Source organism: Propionivibrio sp. (assembly GCF_029255185.1).
GTDB lineage: Bacteria > Pseudomonadota > Gammaproteobacteria > Burkholderiales > Rhodocyclaceae > Propionivibrio.
This window is the reverse complement of the sequence record NZ_JAPUVO010000061.1, coordinates 23,913-42,915: the sequence shown is the minus strand read 5'-3', so window position 1 is coordinate 42,915 and position 19,003 is coordinate 23,913. Positions and strand designations below refer to the sequence as shown.

At 58.7% G+C, this 19,003-nt stretch carries 16 protein-coding genes; 11 read left to right on the top strand and 5 right to left on the bottom strand.

Annotated elements, in window-relative coordinates; translation table 11 throughout:
* Positions 1 to 177: 177 nt before the first annotated feature.
* From Q1J43_RS02605 to Q1J43_RS02595, 3 genes are all read right to left on the bottom strand, one after another.
* Positions 178 to 2,160: a DUF1631 family protein gene (locus Q1J43_RS02605; protein ID WP_301100773.1), complete on the bottom strand. Its 1,983-nt coding sequence runs from the start codon at positions 2,158 to 2,160 to the stop codon at positions 178 to 180.
* A gap of 143 nt (positions 2,161 to 2,303) precedes the next feature.
* The gene (locus tag Q1J43_RS02600; RefSeq protein ID WP_301100772.1) at positions 2,304 to 3,263 is read right to left on the bottom strand and encodes an exopolyphosphatase; all 960 of its coding nucleotides are present in this window, start codon (positions 3,261 to 3,263) and stop codon (positions 2,304 to 2,306) included.
* Positions 3,264 to 3,317: 54 nt separating this feature from the next.
* Positions 3,318 to 3,680 (bottom strand): hypothetical protein, encoded by a 363-nt coding sequence (locus Q1J43_RS02595; RefSeq protein ID WP_301100771.1) that lies wholly within the window; start codon positions 3,678 to 3,680, stop codon positions 3,318 to 3,320.
* 174 nt (positions 3,681 to 3,854) lie between these two features.
* On the opposite strand from Q1J43_RS02595, the gene Q1J43_RS02590 reads away from it, so the two are divergent.
* The 5 genes from Q1J43_RS02590 to Q1J43_RS02570 all read left to right on the top strand — a co-directional run bounded on the left by Q1J43_RS02590 (position 3,855) and on the right by Q1J43_RS02570 (position 11,238).
* A complete protein-coding gene (locus Q1J43_RS02590; RefSeq protein ID WP_301100770.1) occupies positions 3,855 to 5,126 on the top strand; it encodes an extracellular solute-binding protein in 1,272 nt (423 codons plus the stop codon).
* The gene (gene ugpQ / locus Q1J43_RS02585) at positions 5,123 to 5,866 is read left to right on the top strand and encodes a glycerophosphodiester phosphodiesterase (RefSeq protein WP_301100769.1); all 744 of its coding nucleotides are present in this window, start codon (positions 5,123 to 5,125) and stop codon (positions 5,864 to 5,866) included. The genes Q1J43_RS02590 and ugpQ overlap by 4 nt, the downstream gene beginning before the upstream one ends.
* Positions 5,867 to 6,151: 285 nt before the next feature.
* Positions 6,152 to 7,813: a methyl-accepting chemotaxis protein gene (locus tag Q1J43_RS02580; RefSeq protein ID WP_301100768.1), complete on the top strand. Its 1,662-nt coding sequence runs from the start codon at positions 6,152 to 6,154 to the stop codon at positions 7,811 to 7,813.
* Between the two features lie 222 nt (positions 7,814 to 8,035).
* A complete protein-coding gene (gene alaS / locus Q1J43_RS02575; RefSeq protein ID WP_301100767.1) occupies positions 8,036 to 10,651 on the top strand; it encodes an alanine--tRNA ligase in 2,616 nt (871 codons plus the stop codon).
* A complete protein-coding gene (locus Q1J43_RS02570) occupies positions 10,630 to 11,238 on the top strand; it encodes an AP2 domain-containing protein (protein WP_301100766.1) in 609 nt (202 codons plus the stop codon). The genes alaS and Q1J43_RS02570 overlap by 22 nt, the downstream gene beginning before the upstream one ends.
* A gap of 3 nt (positions 11,239 to 11,241) precedes the next feature.
* On the opposite strand, the gene Q1J43_RS02565 is transcribed toward Q1J43_RS02570, so the two are convergent.
* Positions 11,242 to 11,730, bottom strand: a complete 489-nt coding sequence (locus Q1J43_RS02565; RefSeq protein ID WP_301100765.1) for an adenylyltransferase/cytidyltransferase family protein — start codon at positions 11,728 to 11,730, stop codon at positions 11,242 to 11,244.
* 140 nt (positions 11,731 to 11,870) lie between these two features.
* Between Q1J43_RS02565 and corA the strand changes: the two genes are divergently transcribed.
* A complete protein-coding gene (gene corA, locus Q1J43_RS02560; RefSeq protein WP_301100764.1) occupies positions 11,871 to 12,836 on the top strand; it encodes a magnesium/cobalt transporter CorA in 966 nt (321 codons plus the stop codon).
* 9 nt (positions 12,837 to 12,845) lie between these two features.
* Here corA and polA read toward each other — a convergent pair whose 3' ends face one another.
* Positions 12,846 to 15,605 carry a DNA polymerase I gene (gene polA / locus Q1J43_RS02555; RefSeq protein WP_301100763.1) on the bottom strand — a complete coding sequence of 920 codons (2,760 nt, stop codon included), beginning with the start codon at positions 15,603 to 15,605 and terminating at the stop codon, positions 12,846 to 12,848.
* A gap of 15 nt (positions 15,606 to 15,620) precedes the next feature.
* Here polA and Q1J43_RS02550 point away from each other — a divergent pair, with 15 nt between their 5' ends.
* The 5 genes from Q1J43_RS02550 (at position 15,621) to nadD (ending at position 18,997) form a co-directional block, all read left to right on the top strand.
* Positions 15,621 to 16,346, top strand: coding sequence for a TIGR00730 family Rossman fold protein (locus Q1J43_RS02550; protein ID WP_301100762.1), 726 nt, complete (start codon positions 15,621 to 15,623; stop codon positions 16,344 to 16,346).
* Between the two features lie 39 nt (positions 16,347 to 16,385).
* A complete protein-coding gene (locus Q1J43_RS02545; protein ID WP_301100761.1) occupies positions 16,386 to 16,721 on the top strand; it encodes a DUF2782 domain-containing protein in 336 nt (111 codons plus the stop codon).
* A 76-nt stretch (positions 16,722 to 16,797) separates the two neighbouring features.
* Positions 16,798 to 17,535, top strand: coding sequence for a BPSS1780 family membrane protein (locus Q1J43_RS02540; RefSeq protein WP_301100760.1), 738 nt, complete (start codon positions 16,798 to 16,800; stop codon positions 17,533 to 17,535).
* A gap of 18 nt (positions 17,536 to 17,553) precedes the next feature.
* A complete protein-coding gene (locus Q1J43_RS02535; RefSeq protein WP_301100759.1) occupies positions 17,554 to 18,330 on the top strand; it encodes a BPSS1780 family membrane protein in 777 nt (258 codons plus the stop codon).
* Positions 18,323 to 18,997: a nicotinate-nucleotide adenylyltransferase gene (gene nadD / locus Q1J43_RS02530; protein WP_301100758.1), complete on the top strand. Its 675-nt coding sequence runs from the start codon at positions 18,323 to 18,325 to the stop codon at positions 18,995 to 18,997. Before Q1J43_RS02535 ends, nadD begins: the two co-directional genes overlap by 8 nt.
* Positions 18,998 to 19,003: the final 6 nt, after the last annotated feature.

The window sequence follows — 19,003 nt, the reverse complement described above, 5'->3', positions numbered from 1 at the left end:
TCTCCATGAGTCACCCCAAAAAGACAGAAAACTACACAATTCCAAACGCTGTGAACAGCCCCTCTGTAACTCATTGAGCGTAAACGATTATTTCTGTGGGTCGACGACAATGGCATTCGCATTTTGATGCAATTGCCCTGCGCTTTACGGGCAGGGGGCGGGCAACGGGCCAAAAAATCAGCGCGGCTTGACCTGGCTCAGTGCCCGCTCCGCCGCATCATCGAAGAGCGACGATGCAGAGACGATGCGGGCGCGCAGTTGTTGTTCGAGCAGCGAAGGGGCGACGGCGACGGCGTAGTCCCATTGATCGTTGAACAGCAGGACGGTTCCGGTAGGCGTGCCCTGTCCGCAGTGAAGGCCACACAGGTGTTCGCCGCTGGGTAACTGAAAACTGATCCACTCGCCCTCCTTCCAGGCGCTATTGCCGCTGCGCCACGGGGATTGGACTGAGCTTGGCAGTCCCAGGTAGCGCACCCGCTTGCCGTCCCCTTCGAGGATTTGTGCCGGGCTGCTCGCGACTGAGCTGGCGGTGCGCGCGGCTGGCGGTGTTACGGGCCGGGCGTAGGATTCGGCGTCCTGCATTTCGGGGCGGTTGCGCAGGGCGGCAGTTTGCAGGTGAAAGCAGGTATTAAGAAACAGTGTTCTTTCCGTGGATGAAATTTCGAGACGGTCCAGTCCGTCATTGAGACTCTTGAGCAGCGAGGGGATCAGGGCAAGTAACTGCTTGCGTTCTTCGGCCGATTGTTGGGGTCGGACGCTTGACAGCAGTTGTTCGCAAGTGGCTGCGCATTCCTTCCAGAGGGCGCCATCGGCGCCACCTTCCATAAATGCCAATTGCATCAAGCGAACCCAGTAATCGGAAAGAAATCTCGCGATCTGGGCGTGCGAGGTTTTGCCCAGCGCCTTGAACAGCCAGTCCTGGGCATTGGCTATTGCCGCTTCCCGGGCTTCGTGCCCAAGTAGTAGTTGCAGATAGGGCCGGGCATTGGCCTTGAGCGACTGATCCCGTTCGGCGATCAGCGTTTCGAGTTCGTCAAGATGGGGGGATAGATCGCCGTCGTTTTTTTCCAGTGTTGTGCGCACGGCATCCGCCATTTTTCCGAGGCTGGTGCATATCGGGTGTTCGCGTCCGGTATCCTGGGCCAGTCCGACGGCCGCGCGCGCCATGCGGTTGATCAGGCGTCGGCCCGGGTGCCGGGAGTCGGCAAAGAATGAAGCGTCGAGGATGGCCAGCTTGAGCAGAGGAATCTGCAGGCGGCCGATGGCGGCCTTGACCACATCAGGCAGGTCTGGTGCGGCGAAGATGAGCTCGAAAATGAGCGACAGGGTATCGAGGGCGATGGCAGCGGGTTTTCCCAGCGGCAGGTCGAGATCCTTCGAGCGGAGTGCGCTCAGTGGCGGATTACCGTTGCCGCCATCCGCTGGTCCGTTGGCGACGCCGGAGGCGTGCTGAGATTCAAGCGCGTTCAGGCGTTCCATCAGGTGGTTGAGCATCACTAGGGCCGAGGCATTGAGCGCACTCGAACCACTGCTGGCATTGCCCGGCGAGTGATCGTCGAAAAAGGAATCATCGCTGGTGAACTGTTGGCGCAAGGCATGTTGCAAGTTCGCGAGTGCGTTTGCTCCGGGCATGAAGTTGTCGCCACCCGCACCACCAAACCCCGGGCCAGAAGCCGGTTTTCCGCCGGTGGCGCGCTGCATCAACTGAACCTGCGCTGGTTCAATGCCATGGTGTTCAAGCAGGTCGTTCAGTTCGGTATAAACGTTGGGGAGTTGGGCCTGGAGTTGCTCCTCCAGTCGGCCAAGGCGTTCAAGATTCTGCTCAAGGTTGTTGTTGCCGGCCCGGCAAATCGCCCACAAGCCCTGGCAGATCGGGTCAAGGCCGACCGGACTGCTTTCCGCAGCCATGTTCGGCCGATTGAGCAAGGTCATGTAGCGTAGCTGAACCCGCCACCGGTCGATGCGTTCATTGCCCTTCAAACGATTGGCAATATCACCGATCCGGATATCCAGTTCGAGGTCGTCAAAGCCAACGAGCGAGATGCGCGAGGCAGTCAGACCGGCGGTCTGCTCGAATCCGTCCTGTTGCTTGGCGGCGGCCAGTTCATCATGCGCTTCGCCGACGACGCGGGCAAAGGCTTCAATTTCCGCGGGCGTCATAAGCCCCGACTGCTTGACGATTTCAACGAGCTTGCGTTGGAAAAGTTCACAGCAGTCACGCAGGACGAAAAAGGGATCCTCGATCGCTTTTTTGGGAGTGTCTGGTGCGACAGTCTGCTCAGGCATTGCAGGTGATTACGTGACTACGGCTGGTCGGTCGAGCGTCTTGATTCATCATCGGCGTTGATCAGGGCGATGATTTCTTTGAGTTTCGCTTCGGCCTGATCATTGGCCACCTGACAGGTACCAGCGGCATGGTGTCCGCCGCCGCCGTATTTGAGCATCAACTCGCCGATGTTGGTTATGCAACTGCGATCAAGAATTGATTTGCCCGTTGCCAAAACCGTGTTCTGTTTTTGCACACCCCACATGACGTGGATCGAAATATTGGTTTGCGGAAAAAGCGCGTAGATCATGAAGCGGTTGGTGGCGTAAATGGTTTCTTCATTACGCAAATCGAGCACGGCCAGGTTTTGGTATACCGTGGTGCAGCGCAGAATCTGCTCTTTGGCCTTGGTGGCATGTTCGAAATACAGATCCATCCGCTCTTTGACGTCCGGCAGATTGAGAATCTCGGCAATGGTGTGAGTGCGGCAGCATTCGATCAGATTCATCATCAGCGTGTAGTTGCTGACGCGGAACACACGGAAGCGACCGAGGCCGGTGCGTGAATCCATCATGTAATTGAGCAGGACCCAGCCTTTTGGGTCGAGAATCTCGTCGCGACTAAATTGGGCAGAGTCGGCCTTATCGACGGCGTCCATCATGTCGTCAGTAATGTTCGGGAAAGCTTTCTTGCCGCCGAGGTAGTTATAAACCACGCGTGCCGCCGAAGGGGCATTGGGGTCGATGATGTGGTTGTCGGGTTCGCCGGCGACGCGGATGGTTTCCGAAATATGGTGGTCAAAGGCGAGGTGCGCGGTGGCGACGTAGGGCAGGTTGGTCGTAATGTCGCGGTCGGTAATATCGATCTTGCCGTCCTGCATGTCTTTGGGGTGAACGAATTTGATCTCGTCGATCATATCGAGTTCGGTAAGCAGCACGGCACTGACCAGGCCGTCGAAATCGCTGCGTGTGACCAATCGATATTTTCCATGATTCATGGCTACTCCTTTTTGTTAAGCGTCAATAGGTGGAAATTCTGACGGGCCGTTTCCTCAATGTTTCTCTGCTGTTTTCTTACTGTTTTTTGCGCCGCTCGAAGCGTCTTCTGCAATCGATGCCCTTTTTCTGGCGCCGGGTGCTCCAACAGGGGGAAGCTGGGGTTCGACGGTTTCCAGCTTGTTGTCACGCATGTAGGCATCCATGTCACGCCAGCCTTCGTAGATAGGGGCCTTGGGAAGCCACGAGTAAATCGAATAACAGTCCTCAATGGCGCGCCCTGACTGGCGGCAGGCACCACCGACCGCCTTGCCTTCAGAATCGGTACGGGCCGCTTTGGCGACCGGGTCTTCGATCCCCATCTGTTGCTGGATCATGTCGCAGCCAGCCAGATAGAGCAATAGTAAGACGGCGGTCAAGAGCGTACGCGGTGATCTCCCTAGCATGTCCCGCACGATGATCCCTGAGTATTGGTTGGCATGGAACCCATTTTAACCTTGTCTGCTATTCATGCAATCGCCTTGTTGCCGGATGTCTCCTTGCTTTTCCGGGACTATAATTCACGGCCCTGTTGTCATCACCAAGGAAGCTCGATGCATTTCTCAAAAATTCTCATGGTCGTCGGCGGGCTGCTGCTCGCTCTCATGGCCGCCGCTGCTCCGGCGCCGGTCCAGATCGAATTGTCGCACCAGCTTGATGAGGAGCGGGCCGATCGCCTTGAACCGCTGGTGGCGCATTTCAACAGCCAGCAGAAAGACGTCCATCTGACTCTGGTGCGCCGGGTCGAAGGTGGGGCGCTAAAGCAGCTCAATCTCGTGACGCGCGAAGAATATTCCCGTTTTGTGGCCAATAAGGCGAAGTTCAAGCCGCTCCATGAGGTCATGCGTGAAGCCAAACAGCCACTCGATGCGGGCAAGTTTGCGCCCGAACTGATCGTCGGACTGCTCGATGGCAAAGGCCAGCTTTTCGCACTGCCCGTGGCTTTTTCAACGCCGGTGCTTTACATCAACAGGGCCGCTTTCCGCAAAGCCGGACTGAACCCCGATCTGCCCCCGAAAACCTGGGCCGAGACACAGTATGCCGCCGGCAAGCTTGCCGATTCCGGCAGTCGTTGCCCGTTCACCACCTCATGGCCCGCCCTGGTGCATATTGACAATCTGAGCGCGTGGAACGGCGCCGAGGTGAGTGACGCCAAAGGCACGCTAACTTTCAACGGGCTGGCCCAGATCAAGCACGTGGCCATGCTGGCAACCTGGTACAAGAGCAAGTACTTTTCCTATTTTGGCCGGCGCGACGAAGCTGATCGCCGTTTTGCCAGCGGCGAATGTGCGATGCTGACCAGTACGTCGTCCATTTTCGCCTCCCTGGTTGAAAGCAATACGCTGGAGGCTGGTGTTTCCGCGTTGCCTTATCACGACGACATTCGCGGTGCGCCACAAAGCACGCTGGCCGACGGCGCCTCGCTGTGGGTCGCCAGCGGCTTGAAGCCGGCTGAAACGAAGGGGGTCGCCAGTTTTATTCGTTATGTTCTCGGCCCGGAAGTGCAGATCAATCTCACCCTGGCCGGCGGTTTTTTGCCGATGACCCCGGTGGCTCGCCTGGCGGCCAGCAGCAAGTTGCTGAATGCGGATCTGGCCGGGCTGCACGTGGCGTATTCCCAGATCAGAGGCAAGCCGCTGACGCCGCTCATCCGCGTTGCGCAGCTCGAACCGGTGCGCGCCATCGTCGAGGAAGAGCTCGAAACGGTCTGGGCCAACAAGAAACCGGCCAAGGAAGCGCTCGATAACGCCGTGGCGCGCGGCAATGCTGTCCTGCACTCGATGTCGGGAGCGGCCGTCGCCACGGCCCGGAAGCGCGTCAAATGAAGCGCCCAGCGCCCGCCTGGCCGCTGCCGCGCGTCTTCGCGCATCGCTGCGGCGGCGCGCTGGCGCCGGAGAATACCCTGGCCGGACTGCGCATTGCGGCAGCGATGGGCTTTCGTGCCGTCGAGTTCGACGTCATGCTCTCAGCAGATGGCTCGCCCTGGCTGATTCATGACGAAACGCTGGAGCGCACAACGAGCGGTAGCGGTCGTGTATGCGACACGGCAGACGCTGTACTGCGCCGTCTCGATGCCGGTACTTACCAGCATCGCGCTTTTGCTGGCGAGATGCTGCCAACCTTCACGGCCGCTGCCGCCAGCTGCCGCGAACTTGGCCTGATGGCCAATGTCGAGATCAAACCGGCTGCTGGATTTGCAGCACTTACCGGCGAAGTCGTCGCCCGGCACATCGTCGATCTGTGGCCGGGAGAGTCGTTCCCGCTAGTCTCCTCATTCTCGGAAGTGGCGCTGGAAGCAGCTCGCCGCGTTGCGCCGCAGCTCCCGCTCGCGTGCCTGTGGGATTGTCCGCCGGCCGACTGGCAGCAGCGCCTTGCCGCCCTGGGCGGGTTCAGCCTGCATTGTGCGGCCAATCAGCTTGACGACGACATACTCGCTGCTGCCCATGCTGACGGGATTCTGGTGCTGTGTTATACGGTCAATCAGCGCCAGGCCGCCGAGTCGCTGTTCAAGCGCGGCGTTGCGGCTGTGTTCAGCGATCGCATCGATCTCTTGATGGGTATTTAAAAACTTCGACTCTTAGACTCCATCTCGCGACCAAACTTGGGAGGGTCTCAAATTTTTCATCAAATTGTGACAATCTGGTAATGTTCAGTTCGGTCAGGGTGCTAGGGTAATATTTCATCGCGCCTGATCGGGCCCTTAATAACTTCACATTAAAGATGAACTTGCACAGATTTCAGAATCAAACAGCAAGGGAGATTATCCCCCGCAATGCGAGTCAGCATTCTGGATCGCTCGCTGCGCAAGCTGCTCTGTGCTTTCCAAAAACACACCAATACTGGAGGCCGCATGAAAAACTTAACCATTAAGTTACAAATCATAATTTTGAGCATGTTAGCTGTCGGTGGCATGGTCGTTTCCAGCAGCTTTGGCATCTATCAGTTATCGCGCTTCAATACGCACCAGGCGGCTAGTATGGCCGATATCCGGGCGGGTATGCATACCCTGCTCGGCTTGCAGTTGGCCAATGTTGAACTCAAGACACAGGTGCAGGAGTGGAAAAACATCCTGATTCGTGGCAATAATCAGGAGGATTTTACAAAATATGAAAACTCCTTCCTGGCCAGTGAGAAGGCCGTTCAGGAACGGCTCGGCAAGGAGCTTGATATTCTCAAGAAGGAGAACGACCCGGGTAACGACTGGGCGATCGCTGACATCGAAAAGTTGATCAAAACTCATGCCGAACTTGGCACCATTTATAAAGCCGCCCTCAGTGGCTTTAACAAGGCCGACCCCGAAGCCGGAAAGAAGGTTGATCTGGCCGTCAAAGGCAAGGACAGGCCGACCACCGAAGGCATCACAAAGCTGGTGGAGACCTTCGAAAAAGGCGAATTGGCGCATCTCGAGAAGCAAGTCGTCGCGCAGGCGGCGGCTTTTACCAGTTCGCGCAATCTGCTACTCGTCATGATGGCGATTGGTCTTGTCCTGTCGGGCGGGATTGCGTTTTTCTCTCTGAAACAGATTTCCAGTCAGATTGCCGACGTCCAGGAGACTACGCTGCAGATAAAGGAAACGCTGGATCTGACGCGGCGCATCTCGGTTAGCGGGCGCAATGAATTGGCCGAGGTGTCCACCAGCGTGAATGTCCTGCTCGATCAGTTTCAGGTGGTGGTACGCCGCATGAAGGAAGCTGGTGGTCATGTGTCCGACGCTTCCAATGGTTTATCACAATCAGTCGCTCAACTCTCGGTCGCGGTCGAGCAGCAGAATGAGGCAACCTGCTCGATGGCGGCCTCGGTCGAAGAGATGGCGGTTAGCGTTTCGCACGTTTCCAATTCCTCGGCGGCGGCCAAGGGTATTTCACAGGAGTCGCTGAGCAGCGCTGATCAAGGCGGGCAAGTGATCGACAAAACGGTAGGCGAAATGGTGCAAATGGCCCAAACCGTTCAAGGCACCTCGCACACCATGGAAGAATTGAGCAAGCGTACCGACGAAATTGGCAGCATTGTCAGCGTGATCAAGGAGGTCGCCGATCAGACCAATCTGTTGGCGTTGAACGCCGCCATCGAAGCGGCGCGGGCCGGTGAGCAGGGACGGGGATTTGCCGTGGTGGCCGACGAGGTCCGCAAACTGGCCGAACGAACTTCATCGTCGACCAAGGAAATTGCTGGTGTTATCTCGGCGATTCAAAGCGAGACGCGCAATGCGGTCACTGATATGCGTCAGATCGTGAGCCAAGTGACGGCCAATGCCGACAGTGCGCGTCAAGCCGGCGAGGCAATCGCCCTGATTCGCAAAGGATCGCAGCGCGTGGTCGATGTCTCTTCGGATATCGCTACCGCACTTCAGGAACAAACGTCCGCCAGCGAGCTGATCGCCAAGCAGGTTGAAGTGATCTCGTCGATGAGTGAAGAAAACACCTCAGCCATGGGCGCAGCTAAAGATGCGGCGGCGGAGATGAAGCGGCTATCGACGCAAATGCACGAAATGGTCGAACGGTTCCGCGTGTAAGGGGCTTATGACAGGGCGATTTCATGAATGTCATTGGAATCGTCATCAACCGTCGTCGTCATTCCGGCACACGCCGGAATCCAGATTTGTCCATCTGATCAAGGTGTTAAAAGACCTGTTTGATAAACGAACTGGATTCCGGGTCAAGCCCGGAATGACATTCCGGCCATCGGTGCTAGAATCGGAACCCTTTGAAATAAGCCCTAGCCGGGATACCTGCCGATGAAAAGCGCCGAAATACGCGACCAGTTCCTCAAATTTTTCGAGTCCAAGGGCCACCAGATTGTGGCTTCCAGTTCACTCGTTCCGCACGCGGACCCGACCTTGCTGTTCACCAACGCCGGAATGAACCAGTTCAAGGATGTCTTCCTTGGTTTCGACAAACGGCCCTACGAGCGCGCCACCACGTCGCAGAAGTGTGTGCGTGCCGGCGGCAAGCACAACGATCTGGAAAACGTCGGCTACACGGCGCGTCATCACACCTTCTTCGAGATGCTCGGCAATTTCTCGTTCGGCGATTACTTCAAGCTGGACGCCATCAAGTACGCTTGGGAACTGCTGGTCGAGGTCTACCAATTACCCGGGGATCGCCTGTGGGTCACCGTCTATGCCGAGGACGACGAGGCTTATGACATTTGGAACAAGGTAATCGGCATCCCGGCCGAGCGCATCGTGCGCATCGGCGACAACAAGGGGGCGCGCTACGCCTCCGACAACTTCTGGATGATGGGCGATACCGGGCCCTGCGGCCCATGTACCGAGATATTTTTTGATCACGGCGAGCATATTCCGGGCGGTCCACCCGGCTCGCCCGATGAAGACGGCGACCGCTACATCGAGATCTGGAACAATGTTTTCATGCAGTTCAATCGCGACGAGAACGGCGTCATGCATCTGCTGCCCAAGCCCTCGGTCGACACCGGCATGGGTTTGGAGCGCATCGCTGCCGTGCTGCAGCACGTCCATAGCAACTACGAGATCGATCTCTTCCAGAGCCTGATCAAAGCGGCGGCGCGCGAGACCAGCGATGCGGATATGGATAGCCCATCGCTGCGCGTGCTGGCCGACCACATCCGTGCCTGCGCCTTCCTGCTTGCCGATGGCGTCATTCCCGGCAATGAAGGGCGCGGCTATGTCCTGCGCCGCATCATCCGGCGCGCCATTCGTCACGGCTACAAGCTTGGCGCGCGCGCCGCTTTTTTCAACCGCATGGTGCCGGATCTGGTCACCGAGATGGGCAGCGCCTATCCCGAACTGGTCCGCGGCGAGAAGCGCATCATTGACGTGCTGCGCCAGGAAGAAGAGCGCTTCTTCTCGACCATCGAACACGGCATGGCGATTCTTGAAGGCGAACTCGCCGCCATGAACGGCAAGGGAATTTTCAATGGCGAAACGGCGTTCAAGCTGCACGATACCTTCGGCTTTCCGCTTGACTTGACCGCCGATATCTGCCGCGAACGTGGCGTTGCCGTCGATAGCGCCGGTTTCGACGTGGCGATGAACCGGCAGAAGGAACAGGCGCGTGCGGCGGGCAAGTTCAAGATGGCGGCAGCGCTTGAATACGCGGGTCAGGCAACGATCTTCCATGGCTATGACAGCCTTGAATTCAAAGGCAAGGTGCTGGCACTCTACCGCGATGGCAGCCCGGTCAATGAACTGAATGAAGGCGAGCTGGGCGCCGTCGTTCTTGACGAAACGCCGTTCTACGCCGAATCCGGCGGCCAGGTCGGCGACCGCGGTGTCGTGCAATCGGCGCAGGGCATTTTTGCCGTCGAGGATACGCAGAAAATACAGGCCACCGTTTTCGGCCATCAGGGTGTGCTCAAGACTGGCATTCTGAAGGTTGGCGACGCGGTCAATGCCCGGGTCGATTTGCTGGCGCGCAGCCGCATCATGCGCAACCATTCGGCGACTCACCTCATGCACAAGGCGTTGCGCGAAGTGCTCGGCGAACACGTGCAGCAGAAAGGCTCGCAGGTTGATCCGGACAAGACCCGCTTCGACTTCGTGCATAACCAGCCACTTTCCGACGCGGAAATACGTCGCGTCGAAAACCTCGTCAATGCCGAAATTCTGGCCAACGTTGCCTGCCAGTGTCGTGTGTTACCGATTGGCGAAGCGCAGAAGCTCGGCGCCGTGATGCTCTTCGGCGAGAAGTACGGCGACGAAGTGCGCGTCATCGACATCGGCTTCTCGCGCGAACTGTGCGGTGGAACCCATGTGCGGCGCACCGGCGACATTGGCCTCTTCAGCATCGTCGCCGAAGGCGGAGTGGCCGCCGGTGTGCGCCGCGTTGAAGCGGTGACTGGCGACAACGCGCTGGCCTATATGCAAAGCATGGAAAGTGCGCTTGACGGCGTCGCGGGCACGCTCAAGGTGTTGCCCAGCGAGGTGCCCGAACGGGTGCATTCGATACTCGATCAGGTTCGCCGTCTTGAACGCGAGCTGGCAGCCTTCAAGAGCCGCCTGGCGGCTGCGCAAGGCGACGATCTGATGAGCCAAGCGGTCGACGTGAACGGCGCGAAAGTACTGGCCGTGACGCTCGATGGCGCCGACATCAACGCCCTGCGCGAAACGATGGACAAGCTGCGCGACAAACTGAAATCTGCGGCCATCGTGCTGGCCAGCGTCGCCGGCGGCAAGGTGACGCTGATTGCCGGCGTGACTCCCGATCTGGTCAGCAAGGTCAAGGCCGGCGAACTGGTCAATATGGTCGCCCAGCAGGTCGGTGGCAAGGGCGGTGGCCGACCGGATATGGCGCAGGCCGGCGGTACTGAACCGGCCAAACTGCCTGCTGCGCTGGCTTCGGTTCGGGCATGGGTGGGGCTGAAGCTCTGAAGCAGCCATTGGTCGTTCTGGGAGTCTATGCTGGCTACAGAGAACAAGATCAGGAAAGAATGATGTCTAAGGATTTACGGTGGATTCACCGGGTGGATAATTTGAAAACTCGCACCCATTGTTGGAGAGTCGTGGTCAGACGCCAAGGCGCACACCTGACTAAATATTTTTCTGACAACCTTTTTGGGAGCAAGGAGGCGGCACTTGAGGCAGCAATTGCATATCGTAATGCGTTTCTCCCAGAGATTTCAGGAGTGGACTATTTCCTCTGGCGGCGTGAATTTAAACGACCACAGAATACTTCGGGAATTGTAGGGGTAGCGCGTTATGTGACTGTGTCGCGGTCAGCAAAGAAGCATACGGAGTACCCATTTTGGCAAGCCTATTGGCGAGATGCCGATGGCAAGAGGCGTAGCCGAACGTTTATGGTCAAGCAATATGGCGAGGACGGAGCAAAAGAGCGTGCATGTGAGGCAAGGCGGGAAGGTTTGATTGAGGTAGAACGTGAACTGAAGAACCGGTTAGAAAAAAACAGAGCCGCAGCGAAAACTGATGGACATTTCTATGTTTTGGGATACGAAGACTAACGATTACAGGTTGCGAATCTTATCCAGCAGCGCCGTGGTCGATTTCTGATGGATAAAGGGGATAGATACCACGCGACCACCCCCATCCGCGACTTCCCGATTGCCGACGATCTTCGCCAGCGGCCAGTCGCCGCCCTTGACCAGCACATCCGGCCGGCAGTCGAGAATGCGTTCGATCGGCGTGTCTTCGTCGAACCAGGTGACCAAGGATACGCATTCAAGGGCAGCGATTACCGCCAGGCGGTCGGCCAGCGCATTGACCGGCCGGTCGTCGCCCTTGCCCAACTTCCTGACCGATGCGTCGGAGTTGAGCGCAACCAGTAGCGAGGCGCCCAGCGCGCGCGCTTGCCCGAGCAGGGTGACGTGGCCGCGGTGCAGAATATCGAAGCAGCCGTTGGTAAATACCAGCGGGCGCGGCAGTTGCGGCAGATGCGCGACGAGGTCGCCGGGGGCGACGATCTTGGCTTCAAAGGCGGGCGGCGGGAAATTCATGGTCTTTGGCTCCAGGTGCGGCGAGCCGGGATTCTAGCATTGCCGCGCGGACCGGCGGCTGCCTGGCCAAACGAAATCTGGTCGCCGGCAGAGGTCCGAAGTTATACTTTGACCAACGCCAATAACCTGGAAAGACGCCGATGCTGATCAATTGCGTGGCCTATGCCAACGGCAAGAAGCTTGCCGATATTCCCGCAGCCGACATCAGCAACTACGTTGAACACAGCGACGCCTTCGTCTGGGTTGCGCTGTGCGATCCTGATCCGGCCGAGCTCGACGAGATGAAGCTCGAATTCGATCTGCACGAACTCGCTGTCGAGGATGCGCGCAAGGGCCATCAGCGGCCGAAAATCGAGGAGTACGGCGACTCGCTGTTCTGCGTGCTGCACCTGCTCGAACTGAAGGACGACGAAATCTCGGTCGGCGAGCTCGACATCTTCGTTGGCGCCAATTACGTGCTTTCTGTTCGCAACCGCAACTCGCGGAATTTTCGCAGCGTGCGCGAACGCTGCGAACGCGAACCGGACCTGCTTTCGCACGGCGCTAGTTTCGTCTTCTATGCCTTGATGGATGCCGTTGTCGACCGCTATTTTCCGATCGTTGATGTGCTCGAAAGCGAGCTTGAAACGATCGAGGAGCAAATCTTTGCCAAGGGGACGGCGCGGAGCAATATCGAGCGGCTCTATGCCCTGAAGCGCAAGGTGATGGTGCTCAAGCATGCCGTCGCGCCGCTGATGGAGGCCGCCGGTAAGCTGTACGGTGCGCGGGTGCCGAAGACCTGCGTCAATTCGCAGGAGTACTTCCGCGACGTCTACGACCACCTGGCGCGTATCAATGCCTCGCTCGACACCAGCCGCGATACGATCGGCACGGCGATTCAGGTCAATCTGTCGATGGTGACCATCGAGGAAAGCGAGGTTAACAAGAAGCTGGCGGCCTGGGCCGGTATCTTCGCCGTCGCCACCGCCTTCGCCGGCATCTGGGGAATGAACTTCAAGGCCATGCCGGAGTTGCAATGGGAATATGGTTACCCGGCGGCTATTGGCGTCATTTCGGTTGCCTGCATCACGCTTTACCTGCGTTTCAAGCGCTTTGGGTGGTTATGACTCGCCAAGTCAGTGTGCTTCATCCCAGTTGGCGCCGACGCCCACTTCGACGACTAGCGGCACGCGCAATTTGGCCACTTGCGTCATGTGTGGCGGCAGTTCGATACGCACTCTTTCCAGTTCGTCGTCCGGTACTTCGAGAACAAGTTCGTCGTGCACCTGCATGACCAGGCGAGTTTTCAGCCCTTCGTTGTCGATCCAGCGCTGTACCGCAATCATCGCCAGCTTGATGAGGTCGGCGGCAGTGCCTTGCATCGGCGCGTTGATTGCCGCACGTTCGGCGCCCTGGCGCCGTCCGGCCTGGCTGGCGCGGATCTCGGGCAGCCACAGGCGACGGCCGAAAACGGTTTCGACGCAGCCCTTGATTCTGGCTTCGTTGCGCGTGCTTTCCATGTAGCGGGCGACACCGGGATAGCGCGCGAAATAGCGTTCGATGTAGGCCTGAGCCGCACCGCGTTCGATGTCGAGCTGGCGGGCGAGGCCGAAGGCGCTCATGCCGTAGATCAGGCCGAAGTTGATCACCTTGGCGACACGCCGCTGGTCGGGGCCGACTTCGATCGGCGTAACGCCGAAAATTTCGCCAGCGGTGGCCCGGTGCACGTCCTCACCCTGGGCGAAGGCATCGAGCAGGCGGGCGTCTTCGGAGAGGTGCGCCATGATGCGCAATTCGATTTGCGAATAATCAGCGGAGACGATGTGCCCGCCCGGCGGGGCGATAAAGGCGGCGCGAATGCGCCGACCCTCGGCGGTACGTACCGGGATATTCTGCAGATTGGGGTCGCTCGAAGACAGGCGTCCGGTGACCGCCACTGCCTGCGCGTAGCTGGTATGCACGCGATTGGTTTCTACATTGACCATTTTCGGCAGCTTGTCGGTGTAGGTACTTTTCAGTTTCGCAAGCTGGCGCGATTCGAGCAGGATTTTCGGCAGCGGATAGTCGAGTGCCAGCTCTGAAAGCACCTCCTCGTCGGTCGATGGCGTGCCCGAGGGCGTCTTCTTTTTTACCGGCAGGCCGAGTTTGACGAACAGGATTTCGGCCAGTTGTTTCGGCGAATTGACGTTAAATGGCTGCCCGGCGGCCTCATGGGCAAGTGTTTCAAGTTCGAGCAGCCGGGTGCCCAGTTCCTTGCTTTGTTCGGCAAGCAGTGCGCAGTCAATGCGCACCCCGGTGCGTTCCATGCGAAAAAGAATATCGCGAACGGGAATTTCAATGTCATTGTAGATATAGGCCAGGCCCTGATCTGCGGCAATCTGTGGAAATAGTCGGGCATGCAAGCGCAGGCAAAGGTCGGAATCCTCGGCGCCGTAGTCGGCGGCCTGGTCGAGCGCTACCTGATTGAAGCCGATCTGGTTGGCGCCCTTGCCGCACAGTTCCTCGTAGGAAATTGTTGCCAGGCCGAGGTGGCGCAGCGCGAGCTGGCCAAGGTCGTGGCCACGCACGCCGTCCTTGCCCGCTTCGAGCACATAGGATTGCAGCAGGGTGTCGTGCGCGACGCCGGCCAGCGCGATGCCGTGATTGGCAAATACGTGCTGGTCATATTTCAGGGTCTGACCGATTTTTTTGTGCTGCGCCGATTCCAGCCACGGTTTGAGGCGCGCCAGCACTGCGGCGCACTCAAGTTGCGCAGGCGCTCCGGGGTAGTCGTGGGCGAGTGGCAGATAGGCGGCCTCGCCGGGAGAAACGGCAAAGGAAATACCGACCAGGCGCGCGGCAAAAGGGTCCAGGCTGGTCGTTTCGGTATCCAGCGCGGTAAGCGGCGCAGCTTCGATCTTTGCCAGCCACGCGGCGAATGTGGCCCAGTCTAGGATGCTGGTGTAATTGCTGCGGTCAGGCGTGAGCAGTGAGGTCTGAGTGGCAAGCGGCGGGGAGGGTGCAAGCAGTTCGCCGGCCGTAGTGCCGGGGATCGGGTCGGTGGGTTGGCTGACCTCTTTGAGCCACGACTTCATTTCGTAGCGCGTGAATAATTCAGTCAGTCGCACTGTATCCATTTCGCGTGGTGTCAGGTCAGTCAGCGCCAGCGGCAGTTCGAGGTCGCAGCGCACGGTGACCAAGCGGCGCCCCAGCGGCAGAAAATCGAGGGTGCGACGCAGATTCTCGCCGACCACCCCGCCGATGTCGGTCGCAGCGGCCATGACGCCGTCGAGTGAACCGTACTGGGCCAGCCATTTGACCGCCGTCTTCGGCCCGACTTTGTCTACGCCCGGGACGTTATCGACCGCATCACCGACCAGTGTCAGGTAGTCGACGATGCGCTGCGGCGGTACGCCGAATTTGGCGAGCACGCCGGCTTCGTCGAGCATTTCGTTGCTCATGGTATTGACTAACGTGATGTGTGGGTTGACGAGTTGTGCGAGGTCTTTGTCGCCAGTCGAGATCAGCACCTTGATGTCTTGCGCAGCAGCCTGCCTGGCCAGTGTGCCGATCACGTCATCGGCCTCGACGCCATCGACCATCAGGATTGGCCAGCCGTAGGCCGCAACGCCGGCGTGAATCGGTTCGATCTGACGCACCAGATCGTCCGGCATGCTCGGGCGGTTGGCCTTGTAATCGGCATACCAGTCGTCGCGAAAGGTTTTTCCCTTGGCGTCGAAGACACAGGCCTTGAATACGACGTTGTGCGCCTTGTGATCACTATCGAGCCGGCGTAGCATGTTCAGCACGCCATAAATTGCACCGGTCGGTTCGCCCAGCGTGTTGCGCAGATCCGGCATGGCGTGAAAGGCGCGGTAGAGATATGACGATCCGTCGACCAGCAGTAATGTAGGCATATTTGGGCAGATAAAATGAGCGAAAAAGAAAAGATCCCCCCGCTGGCAGACGCCAATGGATCAAAATCCAACGCCTCACAGGAGGCCTGGCGGATTTTTGGCATTATGTCAGAGTTCGTCGAGGCGGCGCAGCGTCTGTCGGCGATCCGGCCGGCGGTTTCGATCTTTGGCAGCGCGCGGACAGCGCCCGATTCACCCTATTACAACCTGACCGAAAGTATCGCGCGGCAGCTTTCGGATGCCGGGTTCTCGGTGATTTCTGGCGGCGGGCCGGGGATAATGGAGGCCGCCAACCGGGGCGCGTTTCACGGCAAGTCGCTGAGCGTTGGTCTGAATATCCAGTTGCCGCATGAGCAGGCGGCCAATGACTACCAGGATATTTCGCAGACCTTTCGCCACTTTTTTGCGCGCAAATACATGTTCGTTCGCTTTGCCAATGCCTATGTCGTAATGCCCGGCGGCTTCGGCACGCTTGACGAACTGCTCGAAGCCCTGACCTTGATCCAGACCGGAAAGAGCCGCAAGATTCCGATCATTCTGGTGCATGAGCCTTTCTGGCGCGGCATGCTCGACTGGTTCCGCACCACCCTGGTCAACGAGGAAGTCATTTCGCCCGAGGACATCGATTTGATCCAGGTTATCGATAAACCGGAGGACGTTGTCGAGGCCATTTTCAAGCATTACGAGACTCGCGGTTTTGCTCCGCTCCCTGCTGAGCACGAGATGATGCTCAATCTGTAATACAATCAAGGCCTGTCGAATGCCTCTCGGAAGTTTTTTATGCGCTGCCTTCCCCCCTTTCTTTCCCTGCTGGCTCTCCTGGCCCCCCCGGTTTTCGCCCAGACTGGCGCCGACCAGCAACTCCCCCCGGATGCCAAGCCTCCGGTCATGGTGCCGCTCGACGATTCACTGGAGCCGCAGGTGACGATCAAGAAACGCGACGGCAACACGATCGAGGAGCACCGCATCAACGGCAGGCTGTACAAGATAACGGTCACGCCGGAAAACGGCATTCCCTACACGCTGATTGATCAGCGCGGCGACGGTTCATTTTCCACCGATACCCAGGGTACTCCGGGACTGAGTGTGCCGATGTGGGTGATCGGCACCTTCTAAGCCGACCCGCTTGCTGGCAACGCGCCATGTCGCGTCGCACAGAATCTTCTTTCCAACGATGCAGGTGAACAAATCCATGGAACCCTTCCCCCTGGCGGCGCCAGCCTTCAACGGTAATAGTCGCGTCGTCGCAGCAGGTAATGCCTTCGAATGGCTCAGGCAGGGCTGGGCGCTGTTTGTTTTCAATCCGGGGGTGTGGATCGCGCTGACCCTCGTGCTGCTGGTAATCATTATTGGGCTGAGCATTGTCCCCCTGGTCGGCACGCTGGCTGCTAACTTGTTCACCCCCTTGCTTGGCGCTGGCATGTTGCTGGCATGCCAGAAAGCGGCGGACGGTGAAGCACTGGAGATTGCCGATCTGTTTGCCGGCTTCAAGCAGAACACCGGTAATCTGGTGATGGTCGGGGTGCTCTATATGGTGGCGATGCTGCTCATCATGTTTATCGTCGTCGTGCTCGGCGGTGGCAGTATTGCCGGCGGCCTGATGATGGGACATGCGGCTGGTTTTGGGCTGGCCCTTGGCGGACTGATGATCGCCATGCTGCTCTCGCTGGTGCTTTTGGTGCCCCTGTTTATGGCCATCTGGTTTGCGCCGGCGCTGGTCTTCTTCAACAATATGCCGCCGGTCGAGGCGCTCAGGGCCAGCTTCAATGCCTGCCTGAAGAACACGCTGCCGTTGCTGGTCTATAGCCTGGTCGTCATGGTGCTCATGTTCTTCGCGGCCTTGCCTGTTGGCCTTGGCTTCCTGGTCCTCATTCCTGTGCTTTCCGGGTCGGTTTATGCCTCGTATCGGGATGTCTTTGTTGCCAACTAAACGTATGTTCGTCACCCTATGCAGGCGCTGACTCTTCCTTCTCGTCGTGGCTGGCACTGGTTGTACGACGGTTTCGGAATCTTTCGCAGAAATCAGTTGGTGCTTTCGCTTGCCGTGCTCGGCTACTGGATGTTGATGGCCCTGATCAGTTCCTTTCCGCTGATCGGGCAAGTGGCCGCACCGTTGCTGATTCCGGTTTTCACGGTCAGCTTGATGAACGCCTGCCGTCTGCTCGCGCAGGGCGGCCCGCTTCCTCCGCATCTGCTGTTCTCGGGTTTTCAGAAGAACCTGCGCGCGCTGCTGGTGCTCGGCGCCGTCTACATTGTCGTCGGCGTTGTCGTCCTCGGGATCGTCGCTTCGGTCGACGACGGCGTGCTGTTCCGGCTCGTGGTTCTGGGTCAACGACCTGGGAAGCAGGTGCTGACCAGCGATAGCGTGATGTTTGGCGGACAACTGGCGCTGCTCCTCTTTTTGCCGCTGATGATGGCCTATTGGTACGCGCCGATGCTCGTCGCCTGGCATGACCTGTCTGCCGGCAAGTCGCTATTCTTCAGTTTCGTCGCCTGCTTGCGCAACTGGCGTGCTTTCCTTGTCTATTCTGTCGCGACCCTGGTGGTCGGTGCGCTCATTCCCGGTGTGCTGGTCGGACTGTTCAGCGCCCTGTTCGCCGGTGTTGGTGAGCTGTTCTCGGTGGTGCTGACCGCAGTGACCGTCTTCACTCTCGTGCCGACGCTGTATGCCAGTTTCTACGTGAGCTATCGCGACGTTTTTGTGACCATTGACGAAAATGTCTGAAGCCCCGGGCGGCAAACCGCTGGGGGTCTTCGGCGGCACGTTTGACCCGGTTCATAACGCTCACCTGCGTCTGGCTGAAGAGGCGCTTGACCGCCTGGGGCTGGCGCAGGTGCGCTGGATTCCCGCCGGCCAGCCGGCGTGTCGTGCGGCGCCACTAGTTAGCGCCGCGCAGCGTCTTGAGATGGTGCGCCTGGCCATCGCCGGCAACCCGCGTTTTGAACTCGATAGCGCTGAAGTTGACGCCGCCCAGTCGAGCTATACCGTGCCAACGCTTGAACGGTTGCGCCAGACGGCAGCTTGCGGCGCACAGCGGCCACTGGTCCTGCTGGTCGGCGCCGATGCCTTCGCCGGCCTCCCCGCCTGGCATCGCTGGGAGAGCCTGTTGGCACTGGCACACATCGCTGTGGCGCACCGGCCGGGCTTTCCAGTCGATGCGGCGAGTCTGCCCGGCGCACTGGCCAGCATCTATAAGGAGCGCTATCGCCCGGATGCCGCGGCGCTGGCTGCGGCGCCAGCGGGTTGCATCGTCAATTTCGCCATGACGCAACTCGATATTTCGGCAACCAAGGTCCGCGCCCTGCTGTCGAAAGGCCACAGTACGCGTTATTTGATTCCCGACGCGCTTGTCACCTATATTCACGACCACCACCTTTATCTGGAAAACTGAGCAGCC

Excerpts from the sequence above, each read along its gene's own strand:
- Q1J43_RS02605 (WP_301100773.1), bottom strand. The coding sequence starts at position 2,160 with ATGACGCCCGCGGAAATTGAAGCCTTTGCCCGCGTCGTCGGCGAAGCG.
- Q1J43_RS02600 (WP_301100772.1), bottom strand. The coding sequence starts at position 3,263 with ATGAATCATGGAAAATATCGATTGGTCACACGCAGCGATTTCGACGGC.
- Q1J43_RS02590 (WP_301100770.1), top strand. The coding sequence starts at position 3,855 with ATGCATTTCTCAAAAATTCTCATGGTCGTCGGCGGGCTGCTGCTCGCT.
- ugpQ (WP_301100769.1), top strand. The coding sequence starts at position 5,123 with ATGAAGCGCCCAGCGCCCGCCTGGCCGCTGCCGCGCGTCTTCGCGCAT.
- Q1J43_RS02580 (WP_301100768.1), top strand. The coding sequence starts at position 6,152 with ATGAAAAACTTAACCATTAAGTTACAAATCATAATTTTGAGCATGTTA.
- alaS (WP_301100767.1), top strand. The coding sequence starts at position 8,036 with ATGAAAAGCGCCGAAATACGCGACCAGTTCCTCAAATTTTTCGAGTCC.
- Q1J43_RS02570 (WP_301100766.1), top strand. The coding sequence starts at position 10,630 with ATGGGTGGGGCTGAAGCTCTGAAGCAGCCATTGGTCGTTCTGGGAGTC.
- Q1J43_RS02565 (WP_301100765.1), bottom strand. The coding sequence starts at position 11,730 with ATGAATTTCCCGCCGCCCGCCTTTGAAGCCAAGATCGTCGCCCCCGGC.
- corA (WP_301100764.1), top strand. The coding sequence starts at position 11,871 with ATGCTGATCAATTGCGTGGCCTATGCCAACGGCAAGAAGCTTGCCGAT.
- polA (WP_301100763.1), bottom strand. The coding sequence starts at position 15,605 with ATGCCTACATTACTGCTGGTCGACGGATCGTCATATCTCTACCGCGCC.
- Q1J43_RS02550 (WP_301100762.1), top strand. The coding sequence starts at position 15,621 with ATGAGCGAAAAAGAAAAGATCCCCCCGCTGGCAGACGCCAATGGATCA.
- Q1J43_RS02545 (WP_301100761.1), top strand. The coding sequence starts at position 16,386 with ATGCGCTGCCTTCCCCCCTTTCTTTCCCTGCTGGCTCTCCTGGCCCCC.
- Q1J43_RS02540 (WP_301100760.1), top strand. The coding sequence starts at position 16,798 with ATGGAACCCTTCCCCCTGGCGGCGCCAGCCTTCAACGGTAATAGTCGC.
- Q1J43_RS02535 (WP_301100759.1), top strand. The coding sequence starts at position 17,554 with ATGCAGGCGCTGACTCTTCCTTCTCGTCGTGGCTGGCACTGGTTGTAC.
- nadD (WP_301100758.1), top strand. The coding sequence starts at position 18,323 with ATGTCTGAAGCCCCGGGCGGCAAACCGCTGGGGGTCTTCGGCGGCACG.